The sequence below is a fragment of the Pseudomonas siliginis genome (assembly GCF_024072275.1).
GTDB lineage: Bacteria > Pseudomonadota > Gammaproteobacteria > Pseudomonadales > Pseudomonadaceae > Aquipseudomonas > Aquipseudomonas siliginis.
In genome coordinates this window covers 3,119,737-3,134,406 of record NZ_CP099598.1, presented here as the reverse complement: position 1 = coordinate 3,134,406, position 14,670 = coordinate 3,119,737, and the positions used below count along the sequence as shown (strand labels likewise).

The following is a 14,670-nucleotide window of genomic DNA, read 5'->3' as shown; positions in this document are numbered from 1 at the left end:
CGTAACCGGCAGCGCTTCTCGGGCTGCCGGTTTTTCAAGGAAAAGGAGCGCTGCACATGGGATTGTTCGATTACAAAAATGCCGACGGCAAAGGGTTGTACAGCGACGCCATCGCACTGACGCTGTATGCCTACACGCCCACCGGCAAACCGTTGCCGGCCACCGCGTGGGCACCGGTCGCCGCGACGGCGCTGGGCTATCAGGGCAAGGTCGGCGTGCAAGGCACGTTCTTCGGGGAACAGGATGGCTTCACCAGCGCCGAGGCGGAAGTGCTCGGCAAGTACGACGCCGCTGGCAAATTGATCGGCCTCGGCATTGCCTTTCGCGGCACCGGCGGGCTGGGTTACAGCGACACTTTCGGTGATCTGAAAAACAATCTGCTCGCGGCGGTCGGGCCGTCGGATTACGCGAGCAATTACGCGAAAAACGCGTTCGACAATCTGCTCAAGGCCGTCGCCGCTTTCGCGATTGCCAACGGTGTTGCTGCCAAGGACGTATTGATCAGCGGCCACAGCCTCGGCGGGCTTGGGGTAAATAGTGTTGCTGAATTGAGCGGGGACAACTGGGGCGGCTTCTACAAGGATGCCAATTACATCGCCTTCGCGTCGCCGACCCAGAGCAGCACCGGCCCCCAGGTGCTCAACATCGGTTTCGAAAATGATCCGGTGTTTCGCGTACTCGATGGCACCACGTTCAGCACGGCGTCGATGGGCAAGCACGACAAGCCTCACGAATCGACCACCGACAACCTCGTCAATTTCACCGACAACTACGCCTCCACGGCGCAGAACCTGGTGCCGTTCAGCATCGCCAATCCGCTGAACTGGTCGGCGCACAGTTCACTGGGCTACGCCGATGGCTTGAATCGGGTAATCGATTCGGCGTTCTACGATCTGACCGAGCGCGACTCGACGATCATCGTCGCCAATCTCGAAGAGGCATCGCGGAGCAAGACCTGGGTCGAGGACCTGGGCCGCAGCGGCGAGCCGCACAGCGGCAGCACCTTCATCATCGGCACGCAGAGCAGCGACTGGCTCAAGGGCGGGGCGGGTAACGACTTTCTTGAAGGACTGGGCGGCGACGACCGTTTTCGTGATGACGGCGGCTACAACGTCATTTTCGGCGGGCAGGGCCATAACACCTTCGAACTGCAGAAACCGTTGCAGAACTTCAGCTTCGCCAACGACGGCGACGGCACGCTGTACGTGCGCGACGCCTACGGCGGCGTCAGCCTGACCCGCGACATCGGCGCGCTGGTCAGTAAAGAGGCCGGTTCGTGGTGGGGCAGCAAGGAGATCACCTGGGGCGTCACCGCCAAGGGCCTGAGCAACGGCAGCGAACTGACCCAGTACAACCATTCGCTCAGCGGTGATGGCTACGGCAATGCCTTGCATGCCACGGCCGATGGCGACTGGCTGTTTGGCCTTGGTGGCGATGATCAACTGATCAGCGACAAGTCGCAGGTGACTTTTGTGGGTGGCGCCGGCAACGACGTGATGACGGCGGTGGGTGGCGGCAACACCTTCCTGTTCAGCGGTGCGTTCGGTTTCGATGCGATCAATGGTTATCAAGGCAGCGACAAACTGCTGTTCATGGGCGTCGCGGGCGCGGGACAGGGTTATGACTACAAGCAGCATGCCGCGCAGTCCGGCGCTGATACCGTGCTGAAGGTCGGCGATTTTGCCGTGACGCTGATTGGCGTCGGCGTGACTGACCTGACGGACTCGAGTTTCGTCTTTGCCTGATTCCGAAGTTGCAGGAGATCTCATTGTGGGAGCGAACCTGCTCGCGAAAGCGGTGGGTCAGGCGATTGTGATGTTGAATGTGCTGCCGCCTTCGCGAGCAGGCTCGCTCCCACAGGTACGGCGTACACATGAACGTTCCCACGCTCTGTGTGGGAATGCAGCCGGGGACGCTCTGCGTCCCACAAGATCGCAGCCTTCGGCAGCTCCTACAGAGGATGTGCAAGATGTAACGAATGCTCCAGAGCCCCGCGCTCTGGCTGTGAGCTATCTCTGACAATTCCAACAACAAGAGAGGCAATGGCAATGGGTGTATACGACTACAAGAACTTCGGCACAGCCGATTCCGCGGCGCTGTTCAGCGATGCCATGGCGATCACGCTGTATTCCTATCACAACCTCGATAACGGCTTCGCCGCCGGTTATCAGCACAACGGCTTCGGCCTGGGCCTGCCGGCAACGCTGGTCACCGCACTGATTGGCGGCACCGATTCGCAAGGGGTGATCCCCGGTATCCCGTGGAATCCCGACTCGGAAAAACTCGCCCTCGATGCCGTGCAAAAGGCCGGCTGGACGCCCATCACCGCTGCGCAATTGGGCTACGACGGCAAGACCGATGCACGCGGGACGTTCTTCGGCGAGAAGGCCGGCTACACCAGCGCGCAAGTGGAAATCCTCGGCAAGTACGATGTCCAGGGTCACCTCACCGAACTGGGTATCGCCTTTCGCGGCACCAGCGGCCCGCGCGAAATCCTCATTGGTGATTCGATTGGCGACGTGATCAACGATCTGCTCGCGGCGTTCGGCCCGGCCGATTACGCAAAAAACTACGTCGGCGAAGCTTTCGGCAATCTGCTCAACGATGTCGTCGCATTCGCCCGGGCCAACGGCCTCAGCGGCAAGGACGTGCTGGTCAGCGGTCATAGCCTGGGCGGCCTGGCGGTGAACAGCATGGCTGACTTGAGCGCTGGCAAGTGGGGCGGTTTCTTCGCCGATTCCAACTACATCGCCTACGCCTCGCCGACCCAGAGCAGCGGCGACAAGGTGCTGAATATCGGCTACGAAAACGACCCGGTGTTTCGCGCCCTCGACGGTTCGACCTTCAGCAGTGCCTCGGTGGGTGTGCACGATGCGCCGCACACATCCACCACCGACAACCTCGTCAGCTTCAACGATCACTACGCCTCGAACGCCTGGAACGTGCTGCCGTATTCGATCCTGAATATCCCGACCTGGATTTCGCACCTGCCCACTGGCTACGGCGACGGCATGACCCGCGTGCTGGAATCGAAGTTCTACGACCTTACCAGCCGCGACTCGACGATCATCGTCGCCAACCTCTCCGACCCGGCGCGGGCAAACACTTGGGTACAGGACCTCAACCGCAACGCCGAAACCCACAAGGGCAGCACGTTCATTATTGGCAGTGACGGCAATGACCTGATCCAGGGCGGCAGCGGCAACGACTATCTGGAGGGCGGCGCCGGCAACGACAGCTTCCGCGACAACGGTGGCTACAACGTTATTCTGGGCGGGCAGGGCAACAACATGCTCGACTTGCAGCAAACAGTGAAGAACTTTGATTTCGCCAACGACGGTGCCGGCAACCTGTACATCCGCGATGCCAACGGCGGGATCAGCATTACCCGCGACATCGGCAGTATTGTCAGCAAAGAGCCGGGTTTTCTCTGGGGCATGTTCAAGGACGACGTGTTGCACAGCGTCACGGCCACGGGGCTGAAAGTCGGCAGTAATCTCACCGTTTATGAGTCGAGCATGAAAGGCACGGCTGCCAATGACATGCTCAAGGCGCATGCGGGCGGCGATTGGCTGTTTGGCCTTGAGGGCAATGATCATTTGCTCGGCGGCGCGGGCAATGATGTGTTTGTCGGCGGCGCTGGCAATGACCTGCTGGAATCGGGCGGCGGGGCGGATACGTTTCTGTTCCACGGCGCGTTCGGCCAGGATCGGGTCGTTGGCTATACGGCCGATGACAAACTGGTGTTTCTCGGCGTACAGGGTGTGTTGCCGGGGGATGATTTGCGCGCCCATGCGTCGGCGGTCGGGCAGGATACCGTACTGACATTTGGTGGGGATTCGGTGACGTTGGTGGGGGTGGCGCTGGGGAGTTTGAGCGACGACGGGGTGGTTATCGCCTGAGGTTGATGCGGGGCCTGTGCCGGCCCCTTCGCGAGCAGGCTCGCTCCCACAGGGGATTTGTGAACGACGCAGATCCAGTGTGGGAGCGAGCCTGCTCGCGAAAAACGATCATTCAAGCAAAGTCAGTCTTCCTTGCGCACGGTCGCGACTTCATCGGCGCGAACCTTGACCTTGGCGCCGGAAATATCCTCGAACTCATAGAAACCATCTTCGGTCTCGGTCTTCGGCATGTCCTCAGTCAGGTACTGGGTGCCGTTCTGCAGCGTCACCACGGTCTGGGTCGAACAGCCGCCCAACGCCAACAGGGCTGCGACTGCTACAGGAATACCCAGCATCTTGATTTTCATACCCACCTCTGACTCCTTGCTTGAATGTGATTGCGGGCATTGTCGGCCCTGTAACGCGGTTGGTGCCAGCAGCGGCGGAAAAGTTCGATGGAGGCACGAAAAAATGCCATTGATCTTTTTCCATTTGCGCCGGGCGGGGCTGAGCTGTTATCTGTACGCATAACCAGTGTTCGCTTGCCGTGGCTTAGAATTCCCGTGACCTCCAACCCTCTCGACGATCCGTTCTATTACCTCAACAACTTCCAGCAAGTGCTTGATTGGCTTGGGCTTCGCTATGCCGATGTGATGAGCGCAAGCGAACACGGCTTCATCCGCGACTTCAATACGCTGCCGCAAGCCTCGCAGGGATTGCTGGTGCGCATGGTCATGCGCAAGGGCATTCACTTTCGCGCGAGCAAACTCAATTATCTGGAAATCGGCGACATCGCTGAGGCGGCGCAGCCGTTGCTTGATCGCGGCTGGCTCGATGAACACGCTGCGCTGACCCTGGCAGAGCTGTTTGATGTCCTGCTCAAGGCCGAGCTGCTGCAAGCGTTCGGCACCTTTATCGATCAACCGAAAGGGCGCAAGGACGAATGGCTGCCCGTGCTGGCCGAACAGTTCAGCGAGGCGCAAACCCTGCGCGCCTGGGCGCCGCAATTGGCTGACCGGCTGTTCAGCCTGACCCTGATGGACCTGTGCGATCGCCTGCGGCTGATGTTCTTCGGCAACCTTTATCAAGACTGGTCGGAGTTCGTGCTGGCCGACCTCGGCATCTTCACTTATGAAAAAGTCGAGTTCTGCGCTGACTCCCGAGGCCTGCGCAGTCGCGAAGACGTCGATGCCTGCCTGTTTCTGCATCAGTGCCAACTGCGTTTCGAGGCCGGTGAGCCGCTGGCGGAAATCGTCGAACAGATCAACGCCGTGCAGTTCGACAACCCGTGGCTGCGCCGCCGGCAAGCCAAGGCGTTGTTCCAGATCGGCCAATATGGCGAGCGCATCGGCGACTTTGCCCTGGCCCTGAGTGTTTACCGCGACTGCGCTTATCCGGGCGCACGGCTGCGCATGATCCGTGTGCTTGAACGTTGCGGCGAACATGCATTGGCGCTGGAACTCGGCACGCTGGCCGAACAGGCGCCGCAAAGTGCCGCCGAGCAGCAAGGCTTGCAGCGCATCGTCCCGCGTCTGCGGCGTAAACTCGGTGGCCCGCCGCTCAAGCGTGCCAAGGCCAGAGAGGTCGAACGCCTCGATTTGCATTTGCCGCGCAGCGATCCGGCGCGGTCGGTGGAATTTCACGTACAAGCGCACTTGCATGCCGATGACGGCCCGGTGCATTACGTCGAGAACAGCCTGATCAATTCGCTGTTTGGCCTGTTGTGCTGGCCGGCGATCTTCGCGCCGTTGCCGGGCGCGTTCTTCCACCCGTTCCAGCGCGGCCCGGTGGATCTGCTCAGCGAAGAGTTCCTCGAGCGCCGCGCCGAGCTGTTCCAGGCCTGCCTGGGCGAACTCGATGACGGCCGCTACGCCGAGACCATTCGCCAGCGCTTCGTCGACAAGTGGGGCATTCAGTCGCCGTTCGTGTTCTGGGGTGCGCTCAATGAAGCCTTGCTGGAGCAGGCGCTGGCCTGTCTGCCCGCCGAACACCTGAAACACTGGTTCAATCGCCTGCTGCTCGACATCAAGGCCAACCGCGCCGGCATGCCGGACCTGATCCAGTTCTGGCCGCAGCACAAGACCTACCGGATGATCGAAGTCAAAGGCCCCGGCGACCGCTTGCAGGACAATCAACTGCGCTGGCTGGAGTTCTGCCACGAGCACCAGATGCCGGTGGCGGTGTGTTACGTGCAATGGGCGGAGCAGAGCGCTTGAGTTACAGCGTTGCCGTGCGTGCACTGTGCGAGTTCACCGCCAAGACCGGCGACCTCGACCTGCGCTTCACCCCGTCACCAACGGCGCTGGAAGGCATCGTCGGCCATCGCACCGTGGCGTCGCGGCGCAGCGAGCAGTACCAGAGCGAAGTGGCGCTGCAAGGCGAATTCGGCGAGCTGAAGGTCAAGGGCAGGGCGGATGGCTACGACCCGGCGCAAAACTGCCTGGAAGAAGTCAAAACCTATCGCGGCGACCTCAGCAAGCAACCGGCCAATCACCGCCAGTTGCACTGGGCGCAGGCGAAGATCTACGGCTGGTTGATGTGTCAGAAACTGCAACTGCAGCAAATCAATCTGGCGCTGGTGTATTTCGACGTCGTCAGCGAAAAGGAAACCTGCCTGGTCGAATCCCACAGCGCCGAGTCACTCCAGACGTTTTTCACGCAGCAGTGCGGCTTGTTCCTGCAATGGGCCGAGCAGGAAATGGCCCATCGCGAAGCGCGCAATCTGGCCGCGCAGCAACTGGCGTTCCCGCACGCGGACTTTCGTCCCGGCCAACGACATCTGGCCGAGTCGGTGTTCAAAGCCGTCAGCACCGGCCGCTGTCTGATGGCCCAGGCACCGACCGGGATTGGCAAAACCCTTGGCACGCTATTCCCAATGCTCAAGGCCCTGGCGCCGCAGCAACTGGACAAGGTGTTCTTTCTCACCGCCAAGACTCCCGGACGCAAACTGGCGCTCGATGCCAGTCAGGTGTTGTTCAGGCAAGCGCCGGACTTGCCGCTGCGGGTGATGGAAATGGTTGCTCGCGACAAGGCCTGCGAACATCCGGACAAAGCCTGCCACGGTGAATCCTGTCCGTTGGCCCAGGGTTTTTATGATCGCCTGCCGGCTGCCCGCGAATCTGCCAGCCATATCAATCTGCTGGATCAGGCGGCAATGCGTGAAGTTGCCGCGCAGCACAGCGTATGCCCGTATTACCTCAGTCAGGAAATGGCCCGTTGGGCGGATGTGGTGGTTGCCGACTACAACTATTACTTCGACTTCAGCGCGCTGCTGTTCGGCCTGGCCCAGCTCAATCAATGGAAAGTCGCGGTGCTGGCCGACGAGGCGCACAACCTGGTCGAACGCGGCCGGCAAATGTACAGCGCCAGTCTCGACCAGTTCACCCTCGCCAGCGTGCGCAAAACCGCGCCGGCAGCGCTGAAGAATTCCCTGCAACGGGTCAACCGCGAATGGAACGCGCTGCATGCGCCGCAACTGGCGGCCTATCAGGCCTACGACAAGGCGCCGGACAAGCTCCTGCAAGCCATCTCGCTGTGTTGCGCGGCCATTGGCGATTACCTCAACGAGCATCCGCAAGGCCTCGACAGCGGCCTGCAGAACTTCTATTTCGACCTGCTGCAATTCGCCCGGGTCGCCGAGCTGTACGACGAGCATTACCTGTTCGATATCAGCAAACGCGATCTCGACCGCAAACGTCCGTTGTCGCAACTGTGCCTGCGCAACGTGGTGCCGGCTTCGTTCATCGGCCCGCGCCTGACAGCGGCGCGCAGTAGCGTGCTGTTCTCGGCCACGCTGAGCCCGCGCAATTATTACGCCGACCTGCTCGGCACGCCCGCCGACACGGTGTGCATCGACGTCGAATCGCCGTTCAGCGCCGAGCAGTTGCAGGTGCACATCGTCAGCCAGATCTCCACGCGTTTTAACCATCGCCAGGCCTCGCTGGAGCCTATCGTCGAGCTGATCGCGCGCCAGTTCAGCGAGCGCCCGGGCAATTACCTGGCGTTCTTCAGCAGTTTCGATTACCTGCAACAGGTCGCGACCTTATTGGCCGAGCGCCATCCGCACATCACCCAGTGGCTGCAATCGCGGGGCATGGCCGAGGGCGCGCGGCAGGCGTTTCTCGACCAGTTCAGCGCCGACAGCCAGGGCGTCGGGTTTGCGGTGCTGGGCGGGGCGTTTGGCGAGGGCATCGATTTGCCCGGCGCGCGGCTGATCGGTGCGTTCATCGCCACGCTGGGGCTGGCGCAGCTCAACCCGGTCAACGAGCAGATGAAGCGGCGCATGGCGGCGATTTTTGGCACCGGCTACGACTACACCTATCTGTATCCGGGCATGCAAAAAGTCGTACAAGCCGCCGGGCGGGTGATTCGCACCCGTGAGGATCGCGGCACGGTCATGCTCATTGATGACCGCTTTGCCGAAAGCCGCATCCAGCAACTGCTGCCGCGCTGGTGGGCGATCAAAAGCGAACCGGCGCTTTCCAAATCAGTGGATTCACGCATACTTCAGCCCATGACAGTGGCTGGTGAGTGTGATGAGTGAAAACAACAGTACCGCAGCGATCGAAGACAGCCGTTTCCGGCTATTGATCGACGCGGTTGTCGACTATGCGATCTACATGATCGACCCCGACGGTACCATCACCAGTTGGAACTCCGGCGCCAAACGCTTCAAGGGCTACGAAGAAGCGGAAATCATCGGCGAGCATTTCTCGCGCTTCTATACCCCGGAAGACCGCGCCAACGGCATGCCGCAACGGGCGCTGGACACAGCGATCCGTGAAGGTCGCTTCGAAGGCGAGGGCTGGCGCGTGCGCAAGGACGGCACGCACTTCTGGTCGCACGTGGTGATCGACCCGATCATCGACCCCAACGGCAAGCTGCTGGGGTTCGCCAAGATCACCCGCGACCTCACCGACCGCAAAATGGCCGAGGAAACCCTCAAGCAAAGCGAACAGCAGTTCCGCCTGCTGGTGCAGGGCGTCACCGACTACGCGATCTACATGCTCAGCCCCGAAGGCTGCGTCAGCAACTGGAACCAGGGCGCGCAGCGCATCAAGGGTTACCTGCCGGAAGAAATCATCGGCCAGCATTTTTCGATTTTCTACACCCCCGAAGACCGCGAACTCGGCGAGCCGCAGCGCTCGCTGGAGATTGCCACCCGCGAAGGCCGGTTCGAGAGCCGCAGTTGGCGGATGCGCAAGGACGGCACGCGGTTTCTTGCCCACGTGGTCGTCGATGCGATTCGCGGCGACACCGGCACGCTGCTCGGCTTTGCCAAGATCACCCGTGATGTGACCGAGGCGCACGAGGCGCAGCAGGCCCTGGAAAAGACCCGCGAGGCGTTGTTCCAGGCGCAGAAGATGCAGGCGATCGGCCAACTCAGCGGCGGCATCGCCCATGACTTCAACAACCTGCTGACGGTGATTCTCGGCAATCTCGAGATCGTGCAGAAACGCATCGGCGACGCGCCGAAAATCGCTCGACTGCTGGAGAACGCCACCCAAGGGGCCTTGCGCGGTGTCTCGCTGACCCAGCGCATGCTGGCCTTCGCCCGGCGTCAGGAACTGAAGACCGAATCGGTGGATATCCCGCAATTGGTGCAAGGCATCACCGGGCTGCTGCGCAGTTCGCTCGGACCGGGCATTCGTATCGAAACACGCTTTCCCGACGACCTGCAGCCAGTGCTGGCCGATAGCAATCAGCTGGAACTGGCGATCCTCAATCTCGCCACCAATGCCCGCGATGCCATGCCCGAGGGCGGCACGGTGATCATTCAGGCGCAAGCCGAAGTGGTGCTGGAACAAACTCATTCGACCCTGGCGGCGGGGCGTTACGTGTGCCTGAGCCTGATCGACAGTGGCGAAGGCATGGACGAAGCCACGCTGGCCTGCGCCCGCGACCCGTTCTTCACCACCAAGGGCCTGGGCAAAGGCACCGGGCTGGGCTTGTCGATGGTGCACGGCTTTATCGAGCAGTTGGGCGGGCGCTTTACTCTCAAAAGCGAGAAGGGCCACGGCACGGCGGCCGAACTGTGGATTCCGGTGGCGTTAGAGCAAACGGCCAGTCGCCCGGCGTACAGCAACGCTGCGCCCATTGCGGTCCCAAGGCTCAGCGTGCTGGTGGTCGATGACGATTCGCTGGTGCTGACCAGCACCAGTCTGTTGCTCGAAGACCTCGGTCATCGCGTCATCGGAGCGACTTCCGGCGCTCAGGCGCTGGCGCTGTTCGATCAGGGCGAGGTCATCGATCTGGTGATCACCGACATGGCCATGCCGCACATGAGTGGCGCGCAACTGGCCCATGCCGTGCGGATGCTCAAGCCGGATTTGCCGATCATTCTCGCCACTGGATACGCCGAACGTTTGGAAGGCTTCGCCGCCGATCTGCCGCGTCTGCCGAAACCGTTCACCCAGTTGAATCTGGTCCAGATCATCGCCCAGTCGATGAAGTGACGCGCTGGTCGATCCGGCTGAACTAGTGCTGACGCGTGCCTTTCCAAAAGTCTTGTTCACTTTTGGAGGGCACGTCTCTTGTCACGCATATTGACCCAGCCAAGCGCTGTTGAAGAAGCCTTGGCTGAACACGACGCCAAGATGTTTGGCTCACCCAAGGAGCGGCTGGATTTCTACCGCCGGGAAATCCAGTACGAAACCAGCATCCTCGCCAACCGTACCGACGCCTATCTGGCGGCGCAGTCGTTTCTGGTGATCGCTTTCGCCTCGTGCATGGCCAACCTCAATCCGGAGTGGGGCAAGATGTTCACCCTTGTCGTGCCGCCTTTTCTGGCGCTGCTTGGTGTGCTCAGTTCGCTGAATGCCTGGCCGGGGATTCGTGCGGCGTACGACATCATCGATCACTGGCACTTCAAACAGAGCCAGTTGCTGCACAGCGAGCCGGTGATGGGCGCGGCGTATGACGAGTCTCCACTGTTCAGCGAAATGGAATCGAGCCACAAGGGCTATCGCAAGTCGCTGCTGTTCTCAGTGCGCACGCCTTGGATTTTTGCGACGTTCTGGGTGATGTTGGGGGTGTATGCGGTGTTTATTCAGGTGACCAATCCTTGAGGTGGATTGGTCGGGGGCAGGGGACAGGTGCTGGATTTTGTGGTGTCTGTGAGATCTTACCCCCTCACCCCAGCCCTCTCCCCCAAGGGGGCGAGGGGGAAAGGGAGCAGATCTTCATGCTTTTCAAAATCTACATTCGGCGCGGTATGCCAGGTCGGTGTAGCACGTGAGAACACCTCGGTCAGTCCCCTCTCCCTCGGGGAGAGGGCTAGGGTGAGGGGCTTTTGACTTTTATCACGCGGTTTCCAGCTCACGCCGCGGCGTAACAGCATTCTGCACCGCTGCCGGAATCGGCGGAAAATCCTCATTCAGCACACACAGATGATCAATCGCATCTTCAAATTTCGCATCGGCTTTCTTGCGCAGTGCCCGGTATTGCTCAAAGCGTTCGAAGTCGGTCGGGGTCTGTTCCAGCAGCGCGTTGGCCGCTCGGTTCAGTTCGTGGGCTTCTTCGAACAGTTGACGATTGCGTTCCAGAGCCAGTGCTCTGCAAGCCTTGATTTGCGCAGGAGTCGAGCATTCGTTCATGACTGTGACCTTGTTTGTGTCGGGGTTCCGTTTGATAGGCTGTTCACCGCAGGGGAACCGAACCTGCCGGGTCGCGCTGGATGGTTGGCGCGGTTAAAGGTGTGACCCTTGGGTCGCGCCCGGCGATCCATTTTTTTGTAGAAAAATCTTCGATGATTTTCGTCAAAGCGCAGCGGTTGAAGAATCAGCTTTTTCGTTGCTTCAGACTTTCATAGCGCGCCAGCATCGGCTGTGTGCTGATGCCATGCAGCAGGATACTCAGGGCCACCACCGACAACGTGATGTCGGTACAGACCTTGGCCACGTCGGAATCGAGGCCATGGTTCAGGGCGAAGAACAGATAGAACAGGCTGCCGATGCCACGAATGCCAAACCAGCCGATCAACAAACGCTGCGGCCCGCTGAGCAGATTGCCCCACGGCATCAGCGCCACGCTCAGCGGTCGGATCAGACAGAACAGCACGGCGCCGATCCACAACGCCCGCCAGTCCCAATGCGCAATCAGCACGACGCCGAGCAGGGTCACCAGAAACACTTCCATCGCCCGCTCGACCAGACTGCCGAATGCGAGCATGTCGCCCATCATGATTCCCGCCGCGACCTGGCTGTCTTCCAACTGCTCCGTGTCGCCGTGCACGGCGTTCTGTGGTTCGACGTTCTGATGACCGACCACCGGCTGCACCAGATGCTCGGCAGGTGCCTGGGTGATGCCCGTGGATTTGACTTCCTCCTGACGCAGACCCAGGCCAGCAGCGAAGACCGCAAGAAAGCCGTAGCCGCCAATGGCGTCGGCCACCACGTAGGACAGTGCGATCAGCGCGAGGGTCAGGTAATCGTTCGGGCCGAGGGTGCTGTCCTCGTTGTGAATGCGTAGTAACAGAGCGATGCGGCCAATGCCGCGCCCCATCCAGTAACCGGTGAGCAAACCCGCCGGCACCGCCCACAACAGACTGCGAAGCACCCAGTGCTGCCATTCGCCAGCGCTGCCGTCACCGTGCAGCAACAGCAGACCGAGAATCACGAAAGGGAAAGCCACGCCATCATTGAGCCCGGCTTCACCGGAGAGGCCGAAGCGCACGCTGTCGACGTCCTGCGCATCATTGACCTGCACCAGTGCGGCGAGCACCGGGTCGGTCGGGGCCAGAATCGCGCCGATCAGCAACGACGGTCCCCACGGCAATTGCAGGCCCCAATGCAATAGCAGGCACACGCCGATAATCGTCAGAATCATTACCGGCCCGGCCAGACCAAAAGCGATACGCCAGGTCTTGTGGGCCAACGGCAACCGCAGCTTCAGACCGCAGACGAACAAGGAAAAGAGCACCGCGACTTCAGTCAGGTGCTCCATCCACAATGATGATTCTTCCAGCGGCAATTGCAGCAGGTCGAGGCCGCTGGGGCCGATGGCGATGCCGAGCAGCAGGCACACCGCCGAGGTGGTGACCGGCATCCAGCGCAACCAAGACGACGTCAGGGCCAGCGTCAGCAGCACGGCGCCGAGCACCGCGACCCATACGCCGAAACTCATGACCGCTCACTTCGGTGAATTCTCAAGGACAGGCGCACCGGGTCAGCTCACGGTCGTGCGCAGGTACTCGGGGATGAGCACGTTGAACCACAGCAGAATCATCGACACCAGCATGGTCACCAGCACCAGCAGGCCGACGCCCCACACGCACGCCGAATACAACAGGCCTTGCTCCTTGCGCTCATGCATGAAGGTCGGCAGGCCGACGAACAGCAAAAACGTCGAATAAATTGACGCCGCGCCGAGCACCAGAATCGCCAGCCAGCGGCTCGGGTACAGCCCGGCGATCCCGGCGAGGAAAAACGGCGTCACCGTGTAAGCGGCAAAACCGATGCATTGATTCAGCGTTGGCCGCGCGTCAAATGAACGCGACATCCATCTGATAAACCCGCCGATAACCGCCACACCGGCGACAATCGTCACGTACAGCAGCACGCTCAACTGCAGGGCGCTGGCCGTGCTCAGGCGCACGTTCTCACCCGCGGCGAGGCTCCAACCGACTTGAGTGGTGCCGATGAACAGGCACACGGCCGGAATCAACGCGAGCAGCAGCAAATGCGCGAGGTAGTGGCGGGGATGGGTTTCTTCTTCGCGGCGGATATCGGTCCAGGCGAAGTTGGGTTGGGTGAAGAGTCTGACGAGGGGGGCGGACATGACAACCTCCTGTTCCAGTTGGCCCGTAGGCGCTTAAAGGTATGGAGAGATGCCATGCCGCTCGGGTTCAGTTTTTCTGCTGCACGGTTACAGCATCGGTTTGCCGCCGGTCACGCCGTAGCGCTGGCCGGTGATATAGCTGGCTTCGTCGGAGGCCAGCAGCACGTAAATCGGTGCGACTTCCACCGGTTGGCCCGGACGGCCGAGCGGGGTGCTGCCGCCGAAGTTCTGTACTTCTTCGTCGGGCATGGTCGAGACGATCAGCGGCGTCCAGATCGGGCCAGGGGCGACGCTGTTGACGCGAATTTCCTTCGGCCCGAGCATCTGCGCCAGGCCACCGGTGAAATTGGCGATTGCGCCTTTGGTGGTGGCGTACGCCAGCAGAGTCGGCTTGGGCATGTCCGAGTTGACCGAGCTGGTGTTGATAATCGACGAACCGGGGCGCATGTGTTTGATCGCCGCCTGGCAGATCCTGAACATGGCAGTGATATTCACGTCGAAGGTCATCACCCATTCGTCATCGGGGATTTCTTCGAAGTTTTCGTGGGTCATCTGGAACGCGGCGTTGTTGACCAGAATGTCGATGCGGCCAAAGCGCTCGACGGTCTTGTCGACCAGCGCCTGGCACTGAGCCTTCTCGGCGATATCGCCCGGCAGCAGGATGCACTGACGCCCGGCCTGCTCGACCCAGCGTGCGGTTTCCTTGGCGTCTTCGTGTTCATTCAGGTAAGCCACGGCGACGTCGGCGCCTTCACGGGCGAAGGCAATCGCCACCGCGCGACCGATGCCGCTGTCGGCACCGGTGATCAGCGCGATCTTGCCGGCGAGGCGGCCGGAACCGACGTAACTTTGCTCGCCGCAGTCTGGATACGGTTCCATCTTGCGTTGCGAGCCGGGCACCGGTTGGGCTTGTTTCGGGAAGGGTGGTTTTGGATAGTCAGTCATCGCAGGGTCTCCTGATTTCAAGTCCAGTGTTCCGGGTTGACCCGGTGGCTTTGCCTTGAGTTCGATC

Annotated in this window: 11 protein-coding genes; 6 read left to right on the top strand and 5 right to left on the bottom strand. The window is 61.0% G+C overall.

The annotated features are described in order from the left end of the window. Positions 1 to 56 precede the first annotated feature (56 nt). Positions 57 to 1,745: a polyurethane esterase gene (locus NF676_RS14465; protein WP_252886262.1), complete on the top strand. Its 1,689-nt coding sequence runs from the start codon at positions 57 to 59 to the stop codon at positions 1,743 to 1,745. A 303-nt stretch (positions 1,746 to 2,048) separates the two neighbouring features. Next, the gene (locus NF676_RS14460; protein ID WP_252887968.1) at positions 2,049 to 3,902 is read left to right on the top strand and encodes a polyurethane esterase; all 1,854 of its coding nucleotides are present in this window, start codon (positions 2,049 to 2,051) and stop codon (positions 3,900 to 3,902) included. A gap of 122 nt (positions 3,903 to 4,024) precedes the next feature. Here NF676_RS14460 and NF676_RS14455 read toward each other — a convergent pair whose 3' ends face one another. Beyond that, positions 4,025 to 4,249: a YgdI/YgdR family lipoprotein gene (locus tag NF676_RS14455; RefSeq protein ID WP_016774830.1), complete on the bottom strand. Its 225-nt coding sequence runs from the start codon at positions 4,247 to 4,249 to the stop codon at positions 4,025 to 4,027. Positions 4,250 to 4,444: 195 nt separating this feature from the next. Between NF676_RS14455 and NF676_RS14450 the strand changes: the two genes are divergently transcribed. From NF676_RS14450 to NF676_RS14435, 4 genes are all read left to right on the top strand, one after another. Next, the gene (locus tag NF676_RS14450; protein ID WP_252886261.1) at positions 4,445 to 6,097 is read left to right on the top strand and encodes a VRR-NUC domain-containing protein; all 1,653 of its coding nucleotides are present in this window, start codon (positions 4,445 to 4,447) and stop codon (positions 6,095 to 6,097) included. Continuing rightward, positions 6,094 to 8,424 (top strand): ATP-dependent DNA helicase, encoded by a 2,331-nt coding sequence (locus NF676_RS14445; protein WP_252886260.1) that lies wholly within the window; start codon positions 6,094 to 6,096, stop codon positions 8,422 to 8,424. Before NF676_RS14450 ends, NF676_RS14445 begins: the two co-directional genes overlap by 4 nt. Beyond that, a complete protein-coding gene (locus NF676_RS14440) occupies positions 8,417 to 10,336 on the top strand; it encodes a hybrid sensor histidine kinase/response regulator (protein ID WP_252886259.1) in 1,920 nt (639 codons plus the stop codon). The genes NF676_RS14445 and NF676_RS14440 overlap by 8 nt, the downstream gene beginning before the upstream one ends. Positions 10,337 to 10,414: 78 nt before the next feature. Beyond that, complete coding sequence (locus tag NF676_RS14435) at positions 10,415 to 10,948, top strand: hypothetical protein (RefSeq protein WP_016774826.1); 534 nt, start codon at positions 10,415 to 10,417, stop codon at positions 10,946 to 10,948. A 234-nt stretch (positions 10,949 to 11,182) separates the two neighbouring features. On the opposite strand, the gene NF676_RS14430 is transcribed toward NF676_RS14435, so the two are convergent. From NF676_RS14430 to NF676_RS14415, 4 genes are all read right to left on the bottom strand, one after another. Next, positions 11,183 to 11,476, bottom strand: coding sequence for a hypothetical protein (locus NF676_RS14430; protein WP_039761510.1), 294 nt, complete (start codon positions 11,474 to 11,476; stop codon positions 11,183 to 11,185). A gap of 184 nt (positions 11,477 to 11,660) precedes the next feature. After that, a complete protein-coding gene (locus NF676_RS14425; protein WP_252886258.1) occupies positions 11,661 to 13,004 on the bottom strand; it encodes a cation:proton antiporter in 1,344 nt (447 codons plus the stop codon). A gap of 42 nt (positions 13,005 to 13,046) precedes the next feature. Beyond that, positions 13,047 to 13,658, bottom strand: coding sequence for a Yip1 family protein (locus tag NF676_RS14420; RefSeq protein WP_056786193.1), 612 nt, complete (start codon positions 13,656 to 13,658; stop codon positions 13,047 to 13,049). 87 nt (positions 13,659 to 13,745) lie between these two features. Then, positions 13,746 to 14,603, bottom strand: a complete 858-nt coding sequence (locus NF676_RS14415) for a glucose 1-dehydrogenase (RefSeq protein ID WP_016774822.1) — start codon at positions 14,601 to 14,603, stop codon at positions 13,746 to 13,748. Positions 14,604 to 14,670 lie beyond the last annotated feature (67 nt).